16 protein-coding genes and 1 tRNA gene are annotated in these 19,561 nt (G+C 43.4%); 13 read left to right on the forward strand and 4 right to left on the reverse strand.

Going from position 1 to position 19,561, the window contains the following annotated elements; translation table 11 throughout:
- Positions 1 to 68: 68 nt before the first annotated feature.
- From RBB56_RS14280 to RBB56_RS14290, 3 genes are all read left to right on the forward strand, one after another.
- Positions 69 to 809, forward strand: a complete 741-nt coding sequence (locus tag RBB56_RS14280) for a LytR/AlgR family response regulator transcription factor (RefSeq protein ID WP_306719639.1) — start codon at positions 69 to 71, stop codon at positions 807 to 809.
- Between the two features lie 14 nt (positions 810 to 823).
- Positions 824 to 2,161: a sensor histidine kinase gene (locus tag RBB56_RS14285; RefSeq protein ID WP_306719640.1), complete on the forward strand. Its 1,338-nt coding sequence runs from the start codon at positions 824 to 826 to the stop codon at positions 2,159 to 2,161.
- A gap of 280 nt (positions 2,162 to 2,441) precedes the next feature.
- Positions 2,442 to 4,544, forward strand: a complete 2,103-nt coding sequence (locus RBB56_RS14290) for a methyl-accepting chemotaxis protein (protein WP_306719641.1) — start codon at positions 2,442 to 2,444, stop codon at positions 4,542 to 4,544.
- Positions 4,545 to 4,561: 17 nt separating this feature from the next.
- On the opposite strand, the gene RBB56_RS14295 is transcribed toward RBB56_RS14290, so the two are convergent.
- Both RBB56_RS14295 and RBB56_RS14300 read right to left on the reverse strand, forming a co-directional pair.
- Entirely contained in the window at positions 4,562 to 5,197 is a 636-nt protein-coding gene (locus RBB56_RS14295; protein WP_306719642.1) for a lactate utilization protein, read from the reverse strand.
- A gap of 5 nt (positions 5,198 to 5,202) precedes the next feature.
- Positions 5,203 to 6,276 carry a hypothetical protein gene (locus tag RBB56_RS14300; protein WP_306719643.1) on the reverse strand — a complete coding sequence of 358 codons (1,074 nt, stop codon included), beginning with the start codon at positions 6,274 to 6,276 and terminating at the stop codon, positions 5,203 to 5,205.
- Between the two features lie 816 nt (positions 6,277 to 7,092).
- On the opposite strand from RBB56_RS14300, the gene RBB56_RS14305 reads away from it, so the two are divergent.
- Both RBB56_RS14305 and RBB56_RS14310 read left to right on the forward strand, forming a co-directional pair.
- Positions 7,093 to 8,466 (forward strand): glycoside hydrolase family 3 protein, encoded by a 1,374-nt coding sequence (locus RBB56_RS14305; protein ID WP_306719644.1) that lies wholly within the window; start codon positions 7,093 to 7,095, stop codon positions 8,464 to 8,466.
- 26 nt (positions 8,467 to 8,492) lie between these two features.
- Complete coding sequence (locus tag RBB56_RS14310; RefSeq protein WP_306719645.1) at positions 8,493 to 8,654, forward strand: hypothetical protein; 162 nt, start codon at positions 8,493 to 8,495, stop codon at positions 8,652 to 8,654.
- A 94-nt stretch (positions 8,655 to 8,748) separates the two neighbouring features.
- Here the strand turns inward: RBB56_RS14310 and RBB56_RS14315 are convergent, their stop codons facing one another.
- Positions 8,749 to 9,216: a cupin domain-containing protein gene (locus RBB56_RS14315; RefSeq protein WP_306719646.1), complete on the reverse strand. Its 468-nt coding sequence runs from the start codon at positions 9,214 to 9,216 to the stop codon at positions 8,749 to 8,751.
- 253 nt (positions 9,217 to 9,469) lie between these two features.
- Positions 9,470 to 9,542: transfer RNA gene (locus RBB56_RS14320), tRNA-Gly, on the reverse strand.
- Between the two features lie 374 nt (positions 9,543 to 9,916).
- Between RBB56_RS14320 and RBB56_RS14325 the strand changes: the two genes are divergently transcribed.
- From RBB56_RS14325 to RBB56_RS14360, 8 genes are all read left to right on the forward strand, one after another.
- Positions 9,917 to 12,589 carry a cation-translocating P-type ATPase gene (locus tag RBB56_RS14325; RefSeq protein ID WP_306719647.1) on the forward strand — a complete coding sequence of 891 codons (2,673 nt, stop codon included), beginning with the start codon at positions 9,917 to 9,919 and terminating at the stop codon, positions 12,587 to 12,589.
- 43 nt (positions 12,590 to 12,632) lie between these two features.
- The gene (locus RBB56_RS14330; protein ID WP_306719648.1) at positions 12,633 to 14,393 is read left to right on the forward strand and encodes an ABC transporter ATP-binding protein; all 1,761 of its coding nucleotides are present in this window, start codon (positions 12,633 to 12,635) and stop codon (positions 14,391 to 14,393) included.
- 126 nt (positions 14,394 to 14,519) lie between these two features.
- Positions 14,520 to 14,873 carry an SDR family NAD(P)-dependent oxidoreductase gene (locus tag RBB56_RS14335; RefSeq protein WP_306719649.1) on the forward strand — a complete coding sequence of 118 codons (354 nt, stop codon included), beginning with the start codon at positions 14,520 to 14,522 and terminating at the stop codon, positions 14,871 to 14,873.
- Positions 14,874 to 14,911: 38 nt separating this feature from the next.
- Positions 14,912 to 16,510, forward strand: coding sequence for an MBL fold metallo-hydrolase RNA specificity domain-containing protein (locus tag RBB56_RS14340; RefSeq protein WP_306719650.1), 1,599 nt, complete (start codon positions 14,912 to 14,914; stop codon positions 16,508 to 16,510).
- A 61-nt stretch (positions 16,511 to 16,571) separates the two neighbouring features.
- Positions 16,572 to 17,420, forward strand: a complete 849-nt coding sequence (gene thyA / locus RBB56_RS14345) for a thymidylate synthase (RefSeq protein ID WP_306719651.1) — start codon at positions 16,572 to 16,574, stop codon at positions 17,418 to 17,420.
- 44 nt (positions 17,421 to 17,464) lie between these two features.
- On the forward strand, positions 17,465 to 17,956 hold the full coding sequence (locus RBB56_RS14350) for a dihydrofolate reductase (RefSeq protein ID WP_306722165.1): 492 nt from the start codon (positions 17,465 to 17,467) through the stop codon (positions 17,954 to 17,956).
- A 199-nt stretch (positions 17,957 to 18,155) separates the two neighbouring features.
- Positions 18,156 to 19,217: a branched-chain amino acid aminotransferase gene (locus tag RBB56_RS14355; protein WP_306722166.1), complete on the forward strand. Its 1,062-nt coding sequence runs from the start codon at positions 18,156 to 18,158 to the stop codon at positions 19,215 to 19,217.
- A gap of 12 nt (positions 19,218 to 19,229) precedes the next feature.
- Positions 19,230 to 19,529: a hypothetical protein gene (locus RBB56_RS14360; protein ID WP_306719652.1), complete on the forward strand. Its 300-nt coding sequence runs from the start codon at positions 19,230 to 19,232 to the stop codon at positions 19,527 to 19,529.
- Positions 19,530 to 19,561: the final 32 nt, after the last annotated feature.

The following is a 19,561-nucleotide window of genomic DNA, read 5'->3' on the forward strand; positions in this document are numbered from 1 at the left end:
ATACGAGGAAGAAATCATAAAAACAGAGCGTTTCATTCTCTTCCAGGCGGCGGAGGAGGTAACGATATATGCTGCAAGTTGTTTTGTGTGATGATAATCCGATGGACATAAAAGCATGTGCTGGGAAGATCAGGGCATGTGCTAAGAAAAATCAAATGGAAATTCAATTGTCCTGTTTTACCAGCGCAGAGGCGCTTCTTTGTGAAATATGCGAATTCAAGCGACATGTGGACATCCTGTATCTGGATATTATCATGGATAAAACCAACGGAATGGAGGCAGCCCAGGCTTTGCGGGACTCCGGGTCTTATGCTCAAATTGTTTTTTTAACGAATTGTCCGGATTATATGGCGCAAGCATTCGATGTACATGCTGTCCAATACCTGCTCAAAGGGAGAATAACGGATTCGCAATTTGAACAGGTATTTCTCCGGGCAGTGAAGCAGGTCAATCGACAAAAGGAGGAACTTTTTATATGCGAATTCAATAGTGTAATGACAAGCATACCTTTCCGGTGCATTACATTCTTTGAAGTAATGAACCGGGAAATTCTGCTTCATCATATGGAGAGCAAAGATCCCATTCGCTTTTACGGTATTATGGGGCAGTTGGAGGCTGATTTAGCATCCAAAGACTTTCTTCGAATTCATCGCTCTTACCTTGTTCACCTTCCTTATATTGCAAAGTTTGGAAAACGAATGCTTGTGCTGAAAAATAAAACAGAGCTGCCAATAGGCGGTATATACATGGACAAGGTAAAAAGAGCCTTTTCAGACTATATATCCCGCAACTATATTTATTATCCATAAGGAGGCATCGTTATATGAGCATCTCTGCTGCGATTTCTATTATCCTGTATTACCTGGTATTTTTATTGTACTATCGGTGGCTTTTATCAAGTGACCGCAAGCGACTCTGTATGGTTGTCCCGGCCCTGATTCTGATTGTAGGTTCTTACTATGTGGTGCAGCTGCTGGGACTTTTGTGGCTGAATCTCCCTGTTTTGATGTTGGCAATGACGGTGGGAATTCGTTTATCCTCCGACTTGTCCTTTCTTCAGGCGTTATATGGTGCGGGAGTATGCTCGTTAAGCCTGTATTGTTTTCGGGGCGTTACCACAGCCATTGGATCGTGGATTGTGCAGGATACGATACCGGGTTTTGCTCTTGACTCACAGTCCTACTATACCCTGACTACCTTTTCCGTGATTATTGCCTTAGTATTCTTTCAGATTATGAGAAGAACAATCATCCCGGATCACGACCTTCGTATGTTTATGGATAATCCTGCATCTCTGAAAAATGTGATTGTGTATGAAATAGCAGCCCTTCCGTCCTTTATCATCCTCAACCAAGGACGCTACTACGGCCCGGACGCATTGTGGTTCACAGGCATTACTTTATCCGGGAGTGCTTTTATAATCATTATGCTCATCTATTCTATCTACCACTCGATAAAAGAAACAAGGCTTTTGCAACATAAGCTGAATAGTCAGTTCTTGGCAGAACAGTTGGAAATCCAACGGCGTTATTATAATTCGTATCATAAGAGCACCGAGAAATTCCGCAGGCTACGCCATGACTATTTTTCTGTCATGCGTACACTCGGAACGTTACTGAAGGCAGGAGAAAAAGAACAAGCATTGTTGGTGGTTCAGGAAGCGTATAGAACGATGGAAGAAACAAAAACTGTAAAAAGAGAATACTCGGACAGTGCAACCCTCAATGCGGTGCTCCAGGATTTGGCCTTTAAATGTGAAGAGCACGGAATTCGACTTTCTTGCCAGATGGTGGCTCCCAGGCATACGGAATTGACTCTGCTGGAATCGCTGCGCATTATCACCAATGTTACGGCGAACGCTGTGGAAGCTTGCAAAAAAGTGCCAAAAGAAGAACGGTTTATTCAAATAACTGCACAAAATGAAAAGGGCTGGGCCATGCTGGACGTGGTGAATGCTTTTGATGGAAACATTCTTTTGGAAAAGGGCATGCTAAAAAGCACAAAAGAGCAAAAGGAAGAGCATGGGATGGGACTTTCCATTGTAAAAGAGATTGCCGAGAGTAAGGGAGGATTGGTCGTGTTTGATGTCGATCTGGGGCGAAAGACCTTTGAAGCCAGAGTCTGTGTTCCTCAATGCTTACCACAGAAAGATGGGGAATAGACCTAACAAATTAAAAGAACCCAAGGGATATTTCATGGAATCATATAGCTCCGTGAAATATCTTTTTTTGTCATTTCCGGAACTCAATTGTAGAGAATAGTTGACAAAATAAACTTGTTTACAACAAAATTCGAGCAATTTACAACAGGGGCAAGAATTGGAATATAGTTCCTTTAATATAGGAGTCATGCAATTCAGAGTAATGAATTGCTTCAGGCGAATGATTCCTTACAAGTAACCATTCAGCAGAAAACGTGTAATTACATGATGGAGGTTATTTATGAAAAACAGAAGCATTAAAACATCCATATTGGTCCCTGCGTTAGCGGTATTGGCCGCAGGAATCATGATTATGGCAGGCGTAATCGGAACTATTTCCTGGTTCTCCACACAAAACATGACATCCCGGCTGATGGAGGCCAGAGTAAACGAATACAGCAATAAGTTCGAGGCTATTTCCATGTCCTCTTACGGTACTCTTATATCAGTGGCACCCATTGTTCAAGACCTTGCCAAAACCTCGCAAACTCCTCGGGAGGACATTGTAACTGTGCTGGAGAAAGCGCTCAGCGGAAATGATATGCTGACTAGCATTTGGACATGCTGGGAGCCTAATGCCCTGGATGGGAAGGATGCTAAGTATGCGGGAACAGCGTACCATGATTCTACCGGCAGATTTATCCCGCTCCTGACCGATGACGGAAGGGGAGGTTCCAGTATTAGCGCCATGACGGATTATAACAGCTCTGATCCTGATGATAACGATTTTTATCGGGGGGCAATAAACAGCGGGAAAATACATATCTGTGACCCGTATGAAGAAATTGTCAATGGCAAAACGATGCTGATGACCAGTATTGCCATTCCAATTATGCAGAATGGGCGTGCTGTCGGGGCGGTGGGCGTTGATCTCAACATGGAGTATGTCATTGACATGATGAATGCAGGCTCCATTCTCGATGATGGCTATCTTTACACCCTGTCCCCCGGAGGGCTGATATCAACACATCCCGATGCCGGCCTTGTTTTGCAGCGATACGATACCACATGGATGGGGAATTACAAAGCAGAGATTGAACGAGTGACCCAAAATGGCGGGACCTTTGCCGTTAACGCCTATTCCGATATTACCAATACCAATATGACCTTTTTAGGCTCCGGCGTAAAAATCGGCGATACAGACAGCTACTGGATTGTCTGCGGTATTGTGCCGGAAAAAACGGTGAATGCTACGTCGAACTCCTTGTTCTTCTCTGTGATTGTCATCGGCGTCCTGCTGATCGCGGTAATCGGTGCCACGATTCTCGTCATTGTCCGCAAGCGCCTGCAAGACCTCCCTATCCTGACCAAGGTGGCAAGCGATATGGCGATTGGTAATATTGCGGTGGCGGATGGGCGGCAGATTGATAGAACAACGGATACGTCCAATGAAATTATTCTATTGATCCGTGCTTTTGCGGATATGGCCGATGGCGTGAAACAGCAGGCTGATATTTTGGAACAAATCGCCGGTGGGGATTATTCCGTAGCGATCCCAATTCGTTCGGACGCTGATGTGATGAACAAGGCCCTCAACAAAATGATTGAAAATATGAATGAAGCGATGTCGGTCATCAACAGCACCGCCGACCAGGTCGCAATGGGTTCTGATCAAGTCTCCAGCGGCGCACAGGCTCTGGCATTAGGTGCCACCGAACAGGCAGCTGCCATAGAGGAGCTGACTGCTTCCATTAACGAAATCTCCATACAAGCGGAGGAAAACATGCGGAATGTCCAAACTGCGACGGAATATGTGAAACAGGCAGGGGCCGGGGTCTCCTCTAGCAATGAGCAGATGAGGCTTCTCACCGAGTCAATGAACGACATTGGTTCCGCATCGGATCAGATTGCGGGCATCACCAAGGTCATTGAGGATATTGTGTTCCAGACCAACATTCTCTCGCTCAATGCAGCCATTGAAGCCGCCCGTGCGGGAACCGCCGGAAAAGGCTTTGCGGTGGTGGCGGATGAGGTTCGCGATCTGGCTGGAAAATCGGCCGAAGCCGCAAAACAGATTGCAGAGCTCATTGAAACTGCTATCTGCACGGTTGAAAGAGGTACAGAAATCACCTCGCAGACCGCGGAACTTCTGCAATCCGTGGAGATAAGCGCACAATCTGTGACAGAGAGCATTGAAAGGGTGGCACACGCATCTGCGCAGCAGACCAGCGCCATCGGACAGATTAATGAAGGACTGAATCAAGTTTCCGCTGTGGTGCAGACCAATGCGGCCACTGCCGAGGAAAACTCCGCCACCAGCGAGGAGATGTCCGCGCAGGCGGCCATGCTGCGTCAGGAGGTGCAGAGGTTTACACTGAGAGACGAAAGAGGTTTCCCATTATAAAATATAAAGAACTGGGCTTAAAAGCCCAGTTCTTCTGCAATCAGAAATACTTTGATACGTCCTTTAATACCGCTTCTGCGGGTGATGACGATTTGACTGCACATGCAGTCGGGAGACATACAGTCACCACAATGGCCTGTTGCATTACAAGGTGTCTTCTTATCGAGGCGTTTTGCATTGGCAGGAGCAGCGATATTGCGCGTCCGGTTAATTCCCTCATGTATATCGGTAACGAGTTTGTTCATCCCGGCAATAACGATTACATTTTCAGGACCATGAATTAAGAAGGCTACTCGATTTCCTCTTCCATCGATGTTAACTAATTCTCCTTGAAGAGTGATGGCATTGGTACTCATTAAATAATAATCAGCAAGTACAGTTTGTGCATATATTTTACGTTTTTCTTCCCCTGAAGATACGCTGTCTCTGTCGATGAGAGTGTAGTTTCCATTTCTGATTTCATCCATAAGCCCTGTTTCTATTACCGTTTCACTGCCGCCCCAGGAAATACTGCTATTGTCCGGTATAGAAGAAATAATTGCATCAACGCAGGATGCGGAGTCCTCGAAGAAATAGCCTTCCATTCCTCTGATTTCCAGATTCTTAATAATTCCTTGCGCTGCCGAAGCGAACGCAGCTTGTTTATGAGTCATATGTACTACCTCCTATTTGTTGCATTAATATAACAATTTGATTGCTTTGAAGGGAAACCGACGCCGAAGGCAGTGCCAAGAGAAAGACAAACTGCTTTTTCATAGCTGGAATAACCAGCAGCCATAGCGGTACCGTCGTGTATTAAAGTGAAGCGATAATCTTTTCTGAGAGTTTCCTTTAGATAATTAGCAAGATAATCCGCGTAGTTGGGAGCGATTAGACGCAGCTTGCCATAGCCGCCCCGGTTGGCAATAACACCGTCCTTGACATAATTAGCGATACTTAAGATAATGTGCGGATGAATGGTAAGCCCCTTGCTTTCTACCTCTCTTATCGTTTTTGAAATCGTCGCAAGAAAATGATCATTGAGTAAAAACGCTTCGTTTTTTTCGACAAGAGGGTCTTCGATGTCCCACTGCACATGCTGCGATAATGTTTTTTCCAGGATGATGATATCCTTAATATGTCCCTGTTCCATCGTAACATAGCTTCGTTTGATAAAACTTTGGCCATAATCGAAAATTATGTTCACCTGAACAGCAAGATCACTTTTCAGATAGGCGGCACATCCGCGGAGTCCGGCGTAAGTGGATGATTTTCCCAGCGAAATATCATATGGCTTTTTGCCGGAAAGGAAGAATACCTCTTCCATATAAGTTTTTAGCTTTTCTCCCAGTGGGGGGCTGGCAAGACCGCCGACTAAAATAATCTGTTCCAGATAATTCCAATAGGACCAATGGGAGTCGTTCCAGTCCGCACGGGCGGCACGATTTTCCGCAGAGCCTTCTTTTAGACAGAGTAAGATGACTGCCAGCCGTTCACCGAACAGCTTAAGGATTCGATGAGCTTCTCCGGAAACCCCGGCACATTTATCTTCAAGGCAGGTTTCCAGATATAATGGTAATGATTTTTCCTGTAAGGAATCAATATTTATTTGTAATTTACCGGCAGAATCCTTGATTTCTTTTATCAATAGGTCAGTAGAAAAGATATCTTGCGCGGTTTTACCGGTAAGATTTTGGGCAACGGAACAAATCGGCATTTTAGCGATGAATAGCTTATTGATGGAGGCATTCAAGGTAAGGACGCCTTCTGTTAAAAAAGGATTATGAATGGTATTTTCCTCCTTTTGAATTATTATTATAATTATATTATACTAGAATTTAGAGAGGTTGCAAGAGGTGTGGATAGTTTGTGGAATAAGGAGAAAATGGACAAAGATGTGAGAAATGATTGTGAAAAAATGGACAAAGTGAGATAGTATAATAAAAACGGACAAAGAGATTGTGAATTTAGACATTTATTAACTAAATTGTAATAATTTGGTGTAAAAATTCAAATAATGAAAAAATATAATATATTTTGAAATAATGTGTTGACAAATAAGAGGTTGTATCTTATAATGTAGTCATAACAAAAGAAATTCATATAGATAAAATACAAAAGAAAGCGAGGTATAGACCACCGAAAACGTTAATTTGAGAAGTACAAAAGAATGAAGAAACAAAAGAAAAAGTAGTCGAGTACATAAGAAAAGGTAACGCAGGACAAAAGATGAAGTTGTTGGATGCAGTTATCCGATAAAAATTTATCGACCGTTACAGTACGGTAGTACAAAAGAGAAATGGAAAGAGTACAAAAGATAACAAAATAAAGAATTAAGAAAATAGTAAGAAAAAATAAGCAGTAAAAAAGAAATAAACGGTAAGAAAAGGAAATAAGAAAGAAGAGGTATAGACCATTGGATAGCATAGTTTAGAAGAGGGTATTGATTGTAAAAGTCAATATCCTCTTCTACGTTATGTTTTGATTTCTATAGGGAAAACAAAAAATCTGTGGAAAAATGTGAATAAATGGGTTATGATAGCTATAAATATATAGGTTGGAGTGAACTATGGAAGATAATAGAGATTTTAATGAACGGCGTGAATATAGAAGAAAACGTAGAGTCCGCAATCAGGCGATAGCTTATATTTGTGTTATTATATTTTTGGGAGCAGCTATTACAGGAGCGACGATTGGTATTACGACTCTTATGAAAAATATATCCGAGAAGAAGCAGGCGGAAGAATTAGCGGCACAGCTTGAGGAGATTTCTAATCAGGAGGAAGTGGTGGTGGAACCGCCGGTGACCGTGGAACAAGAGCCTGTGGAAGAAGTGGACTGGCTGGAAGAAATGGTGGAGACTTGCATTGCGGAGATGCCTCTGGAGGATAAGGTAGCCGGCCTGTTCATGATTACGCCGGAAGCGCTTACCGGAGTGGATAAGGCGATTAAGGCAGGTGACGGTACGAAGGATGCTTTGAATGAATATGCCATAGGCGGACTTGTGTATTTTAGCCAGAATATTCAGAGTAAGGAGCAACTGACGGAGATGCTTTCCAATACGGCAAGTATGAGCAAATATCCTTTATTCCTCGCAGTAGATGAGGAGGGAGGCTCGGTAAGAAGAGTTGGCAGCAGTTCCATAGAAGTGGATGAAATAGGAGATATGGCAGATATCGGAGCTTCGGGCGATACAACATCAGCTTATAATACAGGTATGGCACTCGCTTCTTATCTTTATGAATTGGGATTCAATGTAAACTTCGCACCTGTGGCGGATGTGGTAACGGATGCAGAACATTCGGCGATTGGGAAACGGTCGTTTGGCGGCGATCCGGCAACAGTAGGAGATATGGTATCTTCAGTTGTAAGCGGTCTGCAGGATACGGGAGTCAGTGCTACCTTGAAACATTTCCCGGGAATAGGAGCGGCAACGGACGACACCCATGAAGGAATGTCTGTTATTGAGAAGAGTCTGGATGAACTGAAAGAGACAGATTTCCTTCCTTTTCGGGCCGGCATCGAGGCGGGAACACATTTTATTATGGTAGGTCATGTATCCCTGCCGAATGTAATAGGCGATAATACTCCGGCTTCTCTGTCCGATAAAGTAATAACGGAAGCACTGCGCGGAGAACTTGGTTATAATGGGATAGTAATAACGGATGCGATGAATATGTCCGCAGTTAAAGAATATTATGCCGCGGATGAGGCGGCAATTATGGCGATAAAAGCCGGAGCGGATATGATACTTATGCCGGAAGACTTCCCGCTGGCATACGAAGGTGTGTTGAATGCAGTAAAGGAAGGCGTTATTGCACAGGAACGAATCGATGAATCCCTTAAGAGAATTTACAGGGTAAAATATAGGGATAGAGTGGAACAGACGACAGAGATGTCGGAGGAAGCAGAAGATACATCGGAAACAGCGGAAGAACCGTAATGCTAAATATTGAATAGGTTGAAGAAATGATTACATTATCGATATTTCTAATTGTAACATTACCGTTAGGCTTCATTGGAATTATACAACAGTTCTTAGGAACAATGTTCGAAAAGAGTATTATGAGTGTGGTCACAATTATTGGATTTTGTTCCGATACAAGAATTGCCTTTGAAAAAAGATGGTAAAATATTTACGGTATATAGATTTAGAGCGGAGACAAAAAACTACTAACTATTGAGTTAGTAGTTTTTTATTTTGAGAATCCTTAAGACGCTCATGCTATTCTGGAAACCGAGCATTATGCCCCTCATAATATTCAAACCATTCTTGTGATGTTCTAAAAACAGTATTATAAGTATGCATAGCGGGTGTAAAGATGCTGAACATTTTTAAATCAATGCCACCAATATTCACGACATTGTGCCATACACCAGCCGGAATGATTATAGAATAACCTTCGAATACATGATGCTGGATGTTAATGCAGTCATAGCAAGAACCCATGAAAATAAATGCTTCTCCCTGTTCGATATAAAAAAACTGGTCCGAATTATAGTGGACATCCAAACCGGTTTCTGTATTGACGGGTACAGACATAAGAGCAAATTGCATATTCTTACTGGTCCACCTGGTCGTATAGAAAAGAGTGTTGTCAATGGTTTCCTGCCTTAAGTCGGTAATATAAGCAACGGAGCCTTGGCTTGACTCGTTTTGATTATTGGGCGATCTGCTAGTGTTGATATCCATATTGATAACTCCCCTTGAAACTTTTACAGTATTATATGGAACTTAATAAGAAAATGATTATATCTCTTAAATCTAAAAGGCTGCACTTTGGAGGACATTCCAAGCGCCGCCGTTACCACTATTAGTAAAACGAGTATGACCGTTAGATTCTGTTCAATGATTAATAACAACTTTACGAGTGCGTCTTTTATTTTGTAAATGCAACACGATATGCAACACAAAAAAGAGCCTAGTATTTACTAGACTCTTAGAGAGCGCGAGACGGGACTCGAACCCGCGACCCCGACCTTGGCAAGGTCGTGCTCCACCAACTGAGCCACTCGCGCAAATATAAAATATAGCTTATCAACATTAGTTATTTTACATATAACTGGTTCATCTGTCAACTATTAATTTGTTTTATAAGATGAATTAATTTGTTTCATTTAATGGATTGGACAAAAAGTTGGACTGTTAAGAATCTGCATAAAAAAAGATAAAAAAAAGTCAAAAAAAATTGAAAAAGGTATGGACATTTTAGAATCTGTATGTTACAATCATTTCAGAACGAAAGTTCAAATGTAAAATTCCCCTTTTACATGGAAAGGACATCCATCTTTGGTGGATGTCCTTTTTTCGTGTCTTGAGAAATCTCTCATACATATTTTCCCTCGTACAAGCATATAAAAGCATAGGACAAAGTACAAGCGGAGGCGTATTTATGTATGAGAATAAGTCGATTCGGGAAACCGAACAGATGCTGAGAAGCGATACGGAGAGGGGATTAGACAATGCGGAGGCACTAAGCCGGCTTTCGCAGTATGGAAAGAACCGATTAAAGGAAAAAAAGGAAAAAACAAAGATAGCTCTATTTCTGGAGCAGTTAAACGATCCTCTCATATTTATTTTGTTCGTTGCCACAGCAGTTTCTATGCTGCTTGGGGAAGTGGGAGATGCAGCGATTATCGTTACAGTTATCATGGTGAATGCTTTCGTTGGCGTGGTACAAGAGGGGAAGGCTATTAAGGCGATTGAGGCGCTGAAAAAGCTGACAAGTCCTCATGCTATTGTGAAGAGAAATGGCAGGCAGAAGGAAATTGCGGCAGAAGATCTGGTGCCGGGTGATATCGTATGCCTGGAGGCGGGCAGACAAGTGCCGGCCGATCTGAGGCTTCTCAAGACGATGAGCCTGAAAATCGAAGAAGCAGCGCTTACAGGAGAATCGGTACCTGTGGATAAGGATGCCGCTTATCTGGCGGGCGGAAAAATGAATATTGGAGAATGTAAGAATATGGCTTATATGTCCACTAATGTGTCCTATGGACGCGGCGAGGGCATGGTGGTCGCTACGGGTATGAGCACGCAAATAGGCCATATTGCGGATATGATCAGCGAGACGAAGGAGGAAATGACGCCGCTGCAAAAGCGTCTGGCAGATTTGGGAAAGGTATTGAGTGTAGTGGCGGTATTTATTTGCGCCTTTTTATTTCTGGTAGCAGTTCTTCAGAAAAGAGACGTAGGGGAAATGTTACTGACAGCGATTTCACTGGCAGTAGCGGCTGTTCCGGAAGGATTGGCAGCTATTGTTACGATTGTTCTCGCACTTAGTGTTTCGCGTATGGTTAAGGTGCACACGATTATCAGAAAGTTGCCTTCGGTAGAGACGCTTGGAGCAGTCAATGTGGTTTGCTCGGATAAAACAGGAACTTTGACTCAGAATAAGATGACAGTAAGAAAGTGCTATGTGGATTCGCAGGTTCTGGATGTAGAGCATTTGGAATCGGATAGATATCGGGAATTGTTATACGGTTGCGTACTTTGCAACGACGCCTATCTTATAGGAAGTGATAGAATCGGAGATCCTACGGAACTAGCGCTGTTAGACTTGGCGAAGAGATATGGAATTACCAGAGAGGAGATACAGAAGCGTTATCCCAGAATCGACGAGAAAGCCTTCGATTCCGACCGAAAGAGAATGACGACCCTTCATCAGGGAAGTGGCGGAAGGGTATCCTATACGAAGGGAAGTACGGAAGGTGTATTGGCATGCAGTAAATATATGATGTCCCATGGCAGAAAAATCGGGATAACAAGTTCGGCAAAGCAGGATATCCTGCAGGCGGCGGAACAGATGGCGGGCCAGGCTCTTCGCGTGCTGGCAGTAGCTATGCGGGAAGGGGCCCCGGATGCATCGGAGAGGGAACTTACTTTTCTGGGATTGATAGGAATGATGGATCCGGCAAGGCCGGAGGCAGCGGAAGCAGTGCGGGCTTTTCGGGGAGCCGGAGTGGATACGGTAATGATTACGGGAGATCATATCGATACGGCATTTGCTATTGCGAAGGAGCTTGGAATTGCGAGAGAACGCGGCGAATGTTTAAGCGGCAGTGAACTCGAGTCATTAATGGAAGAGGAATTCGATGAAAAATCGGAACGTATCCGGGTATATGCCCGTGTGTCGCCGGAACATAAGGTGAGAATCGTCAATGCTCTGAAAAAGAAAGGCAAGATAGTAGCGATGACGGGTGATGGAGTGAATGATGCTCCTTCGTTAAAGTCGGCGGACATTGGAATTGCCATGGGCATGTGCGGTACAGATGTGGCCAAAAATGCTTCGGATATGATATTAACGGATGATAACTTCGCTACGATTAGGAAGGCGATTGAAGAAGGACGCGGTATCTACGAAAATATAAGAAAGTCTATTCTCTTTTTGTTATCCTCCAACTTCGGAGAAATTATTACAATGATGGCTGCAATTCTTGTAGGACTTCCATCTCCGCTGAAAGCGAGCCATATTCTATGGATCAACTTAATTACGGACTCCCTTCCGGCTCTCGCCCTTGGAGTGGATGAGAACGACGGGGTAGAGCTAATGAAGCAAAAACCACGTAAAAAAGAGGAAAATTTATTCGCTCACGGCGGGCTGGCTTGTACCCTGTGTTATGGGGCAGTAATTGCATCGATCAGTATTGCTGCATTTTTGCAAGTACCCTATGGAGAACTTATGAGGCAGGGGTTACCGGTAAGTCTTGCGAATATGGATGCGGTTTTGAATCTGCCCAACCTGCTGAATAAGGCACAGACCCATGCTTTTACGGTACTGGGAATGAGTCAGTTATTCCATGCTATTGGTATGAGAGATGTAAATAAATCGATATTCAGGATGAACCATCTTTCGAACCGATATATGCTGTACGCTTGGGCGATCGGTGTAGGGCTTCAGGTGCTTGTGACGGAGATTCCTTATTTCGTAGAGCTATTCGGAACAACGAGGCTTTCCATTGTTGAGTGGGTTTGCCTGGCGGCCTTATCGGCAACTCCGCTGCTGGTGCATGAGCTGTTCGTGATCGGTGGAAGTGAGAAACAGCCGGAGCCTGAATTTGATTTATAATGTGAAGTTATGATATAATAAATGACAAATGAGGAGAGAAAAAATGAATAACAGACAGTATAAGACAAAAGAACTTTTAAATCGATTTGCACCTTATTTTAAGCCGTATAGAAAAACATTGTACATGGATTTGTTCTGTGCGGCTCTTACGACGGTGTGTGAACTGGTGCTTCCTCTGATTATGAGGTATATCACGAATGAGGGGCTTAACGACCTGGCTGCCTTATCCATTGGAACGATAGGTAAGCTGGGTCTGCTATATCTGGTGCTTAGGATTATCGATAGTATTGCAAGTTATTATATGGCGAATATGGGCCATGTGATGGGTGCGAAAATAGAGACGGATATGCGCAGGGATGCTTATTTTCATTTGCATAAGTTATCGGATACCTACTATAATAATACAAAAGTCGGACAGATTATGGGTAGGATTACTAACGACCTTTTTGATGTAACGGAATTCGCTCACCATTGTCCGGAAGAATTCTTTATTGCGGCAATTAAGATTGGTATTTCCTTTATCATCTTGTCAGGAATTAACCTTCCGCTTACACTTATTATCTTTATTGTAGTACCGATTATGATTCTGGTATGTATGTCTTTGAACTTCAGAATGCGCGGTGCATTTAGCAAGCAGAGAAACCAGATTGGTGAATTGAATGCGAGAATTGAAGACAGCCTGCTTGGACAGCGAGTGGTGAAGGCATTTACAGGGGAAGAAACAGAAAACCATAAATTCGATAAGGACAATATGGAGTTTCTGGATATTAAGAAAGAAACCTATCGTTATATGGCGGCTTTTCAGACGTCTACGAAATTATTTGATGGTATTATGTATCTTGCGGTAGTCGTTGCTGGCGGCGGTTTTATGATAAAAGGTATGATAGCTCCGGGTGATTTGGTTGCCTATATGTTATACGTAACAACGATGATAGCGACGATTCGCCGCATTATCGAATTCGCAGAGCAGTTCCAGAGAGGAATGACAGGAATTGAACGTTTTCTGCAGATTATGGATGCGGATATTGAGATATTCGATGAACCGGATGCGAAAGATATGGACTATAAGGGTGGAGATATTGTATTTGATAATGTAAGCTTCCAATATCCGGATGATCATAATGTGGTATTCGAGAATTTGAACCTTCGCATAAGACATGGAGAAAAGGTGGCGATTGTGGGACCTTCAGGAGGCGGCAAGACGACGCTGTGCAACTTGATTCCCCGATTTTATGATGTTACTTCGGGAAGAATTACGATAGATAACCAAGATGTGAAAAGCTTTACTTTAAAAAGCCTGCGTCAGAATGTAGGAATCGTACAGCAGGATGTATATCTTTTCTCAGGTACAATTTACGATAATATTATATATGGAAGGCAGGGTGCATCGAGAGAAGAAGTAATGGAGGCGGCCAAACGGGCAGGTGCTCATGAATTTATTATGGATCTCAAGGATGGATACGATACTTATGTGGGAGAAAGAGGAGTTAAGCTTTCCGGCGGACAGAAGCAGAGAATCAGTATAGCCCGCGTATTTTTGAAAAATCCTTCCATTATTATATTGGATGAGGCGACTTCGGCGCTGGATAATGAGAGTGAATTCGCGGTGGCGAAGTCCCTTGCAAGACTGTCGGAAGGAAGAACTACACTCACGATTGCGCATAGACTTTCCAGCATCCGCAGCTCGGATCGGATTCTTGTGCTGACGGATGAAGGCATTGTAGAGGAGGGAAAACACGAGGATTTACTTGAGATAAAAGGGATTTATCATCAGTTCTATACGATGGCAAATGAATTAAAATAGTGTAAAGCATCGCGCGATACTCTTTATTTCTTGATTAGGCAAGTCGATTTTTGTATAATGATAATAGTTCAAAGCGCGCTGAACGATACTAAAAGAATAATCCAACAAGCAGGGGAGAAATAAAACATGCTTCAAGGGAAAACATGTATAGTCGTGGGCGGAGCCAAAGGGACAGGCAGTCATCTGGTGGAGCAATACGCAAAAAAAGGATATACCGTTGCCTTTATGGATATTGATAAAGAATCATCATGTTCACTAAAAGATAAGGTTGAGACGGAGTACGGAGGAAATATATTTTTCTTCCATGGAGATGCAAACAGCGAGGAAGACATAGAATTGTTTGCAGGAGCTATTATAGGACAGTATAAGAAGATAGACTGTCTGTATTACCGTACAGATATTGCAGAAAGTGCGAATCTGATAGCGGAATTGCTGTACGGGTATTTGAAAAGGGACGGAATGATAATGTCCTACAGCTAAGTAATACTGGTCTGCAAAGCGGACGGAAAGGCGTTTATATGAAGCTAACATTTATCGGAGCAGCTCATGAAGTAACGGGAAGTACCCATTTCCTTGAGGTAAACGGAACTTATATGTTGATTGACTGCGGAATGGAGCAGGGAACATCCTTTTATGAGAATGCGAAACTGCCCGCGGAAGAGGCGATGATTGATTATGTGTTTCTGACGCATGCTCATGTAGACCATTCGGGAATGCTTCCCGGCTTATATGCGAAAGGCTTTCGGGGAAAGGTATTTGCAACAGAAGCAACAGCGGATTTATGCAGCATTATGCTGCGTGACTGTGCCCATATTCAGATGCAGGAGGCGGAGTGGAAGAACCGCAAGGCCAAGAGACATTCGGGGATAGAGCCGCATGAGCCTATCTATACGATGGAGGACGCAGACGGAGTGATCAAACGTCTCGTACCATGTGAATATGGACGAATTATCGATATATGTGAAGGCGTGCGCATTCGGTTCACGGATGTAGGACATCTTCTCGGTTCAGCGAGTATTGAAGTGTGGCTTACTGAGAACGGTGTTACCAAAAAGATTGTATTTTCCGGAGATTTGGGGAATAAGAATCAACCGATTATCAAGGATCCGATGAAAACGGAGGAGGCGGACTATGTAGTAGTGGAGTCCACCTATGGAGATAGAATACATTCTGATACAAGACCTGATTACGTAGCGGAACTGACGGAGGTTATGCAAAAGACTTTCGATGCCGGCGGCAATGTGGTCATCCCCTCCTTTGCAGTGGGGAGAACACAGGAAATGCTGTATTTTCTGAGACAGATTAAGGCGGAACAGCGAGTAAAGGGACATGGGAATTTCCCGGTCTATGTGGACAGTCCTTTGGCAGTAGATGCTACGGATATTTTTCAGAGAAATGTAAGCAGTTGTTTTGATGAAGAGGCTATGGGGCTCATCCGGCAGGGAATTAATCCGCTACGCTTTCCGGGGCTGCGTCTGTCGATTACGAGTAGTGAATCTAAGGCGATTAATTTCGATCATACGCCGAAGGTGATTATTTCTGCATCGGGAATGTGCGAGGCGGGAAGAATCAGACATCACTTAAAGCATAATCTCTGGCGCGCAGAATCTACGGTATTATTTGTAGGCTACCAGGCCAATGGAACTCTTGGGCGTATGCTTGTGGATGGCGCGAGGGAAGTTCGGTTATTTGGGGAAACCATCGAGGTACGCTCGAAGATTCATACATTAAAGGGAATCAGCGGACATGCGGATAAAGACGGGCTGATTGACTGGCTGCAAGGTTTCAAGAAGAAACCGGATAGAGTATTTGTGGTGCATGGAGAGAGTAGCGTATGCGACGCTTTTGCAGAATACTTACAAAAGGAGCAGGGGATGAGTACCTTTGCTCCTTATAGTGGTGCCTGTATAGATTTATTGACGGGTGAGGTAGTTTATGAGGCTTCCCCGGTACCTGTGAAAAGGAAAGTCAGGACAACGCCGGATGTATTTTCCAGGCTTATGGCAGCAGGGCAACGCCTGCTGGCAGTTATTAAGAAAAATGAGGGAGCGGCAAATAAGGATTTGGCACGTTTTGCAGATCAAATCAACTCCCTTTGTGATAAATGGGATAGATGAGGTAACTGAACTATTACCAGATGTGGTGCAGTAAACAGAAGAAAAGGAGTGAAAGGTAATTATGAGTCTGGCGGATAAGATATTTATTGATATGTGTAAGGATATATTAGAGAACGGAACGAGTACTGAGGGAGAGAAGGTCCGGCCGAGATGGGAGGATGGTACCCCTGCGTATACGATTAAAAAGTTCGGTGTGGTGAATCGGTATGATTTATCGAAAGAATTCCCTATTCTTACGCTTAGAAGAACGGCGCTTAAGAGCGCTACCGATGAACTTCTTTGGATATGGCAGAAGAAGTCTAATAATGTAAATGACTTGCATAGTCATATTTGGGATGAGTGGTCGGATAAGGATGGTTCCATAGGGAAGGCATATGGTTATCAGATGGGAATTAAACATCAGTATAAGGAAGGAATGATGGATCAGATCGATCGTGTTATTTTCGATTTGAAGAACAATCCGTTCAGCCGCCGTATTATGACGAATATCTACGTACATCAAGATTTGCATGAGATGAATCTTTATCCTTGTGCCTATAGCATGACATTCAATGTAACGCAGAAAGAAGGGGAAGAGAAGCTGACTTTGAATGCGATTCTCAATCAGCGTTCCCAAGATGTATTGGCGGCGAACAATTGGAATGTAGTGCAGTATGCGGTACTTGTTCATATGCTGGCGCAGGTATGTGATATGAAGGTGGGAGAGCTTGTACATGTCATTGCGGATGCGCATATCTATGACAGGCATATTCCGATTATTAAGGAGTTAATCAGCAGAACGCCCTATGATGCTCCCACATTTTGGCTGAATCCTGAAATCAAAGATTTCTATGAATTTACAAGGGATGATGTGAAGGTTGAGAATTATGTGACCGGAGAACAAGTGGCTGATATCCCGATTGCGATTTAGTATAGTGAATAGTTTACAGGCTATGGAAAGGTATGGTTATTGATATGAATTTGATTGTAGCGGTAGATCGTAATTGGGGAATTGGAAATGGTGGAGAACTGCTCGTTCGTATACCAAATGATCATAAGTTCTTTCGGGAAGAGACGACAGGAAAGGTAGTAGTTCTCGGGAGAAAGACGTTGGATACATTTCCGCAAGGAATGCCTTTGAAGAATAGGACAAATATTATCTTATCCTCCAACCCGGACTATAAAGTAAAAGATGCGATAGTAGTTCATAATATTGAAGAGCTTTTAGAAGAGTTGAAGAAGTATAAAAGCGAAGATGTCTATGTTATCGGAGGCGATAGTGTTTACCGCCAGATGCTCCCTTATTGCAATGTGGCACACGTGACGCGAATCGATCACGCTTATGCGGCAGATGCTTATTTCCCTAATCTGGATGAGACGGGAGATTGGAAAATGACAGCGAGCAGCGATGAACAGACCTATTTCGACATTACCTATCATTTTATTAAATACGAAAAAATTCGGTAATTATTCAGTAGGTCTGCGCATTTACTGCGCTGACCGTAAGAAAACGTGGATAGATAAGTGAAAATAGATAAATGCAGGGATGAATTATTGACTTTTATAAGAAAAAGTATAATAATGGATAGAAAATAAGTAACTATTTATCGGGTCTGCGTATTTACGAAAATAAAATGATGTTATATGGTGGATTTGAGGGTGCTGAATAGTTACGTCAGACGAGCGAAAGAGGGAGCGGAATATGGAAAAGAAAAATCTGGATTGGGCAAATATTGGCTTTGGTTATGTGGAGACAGATAAAAGATATGTCTCCAATTATAAAAATGGTGCTTGGGATGACGGTGCCCTGACAGAAGATTCCATGATAACTATGAGCGAGTGTGCAGGAGTATTACAATACGCACAGACAATCTTTGAAGGAATGAAAGCATATACAACAGAAGACGGACGTATTGTTACTTTCCGCCCTGATTTAAATGGAGAGCGTATGGAGGATTCAGCCAGAAGGCTGGAAATGCCGGTTTTCCCGAAGGAACGTTTTGTAGATGCGGTAATTCAGACTGTGGCTGCTAATAAAGCATATGTTCCTCCCTTCGGTTCCGGAGCGACTTTATATTTAAGACCTTATATGTTCGGTATTAGTCCGGTCATTGGAGTGAAGCCGGCGGATGAATATCAGTTTCGTGTATTTGCTACTCCGGTAGGTCCTTATTTCAAAGGAGGAGTGAAGCCCCTTACGATTTGTGTGAGTGATTTCGACCGTGCGGCGCCAAACGGTACGGGACATATTAAAGCGGGGCTTAACTATGCGATGAGCCTTCATCCGATTGTAAGTGCGCATAAAGCAGGATTCGATGAAAATATGTATTTGGACGCAGCAACGAAAACGAAGGTGGAAGAGACTGGCGGAGCTAATTTCTTATTTATTACGAAAGATAATAAAGTAGTGACACCTAAATCCGGCAGCATACTTCCTTCTATCACAAGGCGCTCATTGATGCACGTGGCGAAGGAATATTTGGGACTTGAAGTGGAAGAAAGAGAAGTTCACATAGATGAATTGAAGGAATTTGCAGAATGCGGTCTTTGCGGTACGGCGGCGGTTATTTCGCCGGTAGGAAAGATTGTAGACCATGGAAAAGAAATTTACCTTCCCAGTGGTATGACGGATATGGGACCTGTGACGAAGAAACTGTTCGATACATTGACAGGAATTCAGATGGGACGGATAGAAGCTCCGGAGGGATGGATTGTGGAAGTGGGTTAACGAGGACTTTCTTTGGGAAGGGGTAGTTTTCGTTCCGGGTTTGCGACTGTATTTTCTAATATGGAACGGGAGCTTGTGGAGAGCGGTCGGGTCGGCAACAAGGTACATCCCTGTACCGTGTTGCCTAAATACCGCATCCTTGCGGTATTTTCCCTGGTATTGTCGAGGTTCCATATAAGAAAATATGGCGCCGCATGCCGACGGAATGAAAACTATCCCTTTCCACGAAAGTCTGCGTTAGGCTGTGATATGGGGCGGCAAGGCGGTAGGCGGTCGATGAGTGATTGGTATAAAGAGAATTGGTCGGATTGAGGATATGATAGGAATGAGGGGGCTGTATGCTT

Source organism: Kineothrix sp. MB12-C1 (genome assembly GCF_030863805.1).
Classification (GTDB): Bacteria; Bacillota; Clostridia; order Lachnospirales; family Lachnospiraceae; genus Kineothrix.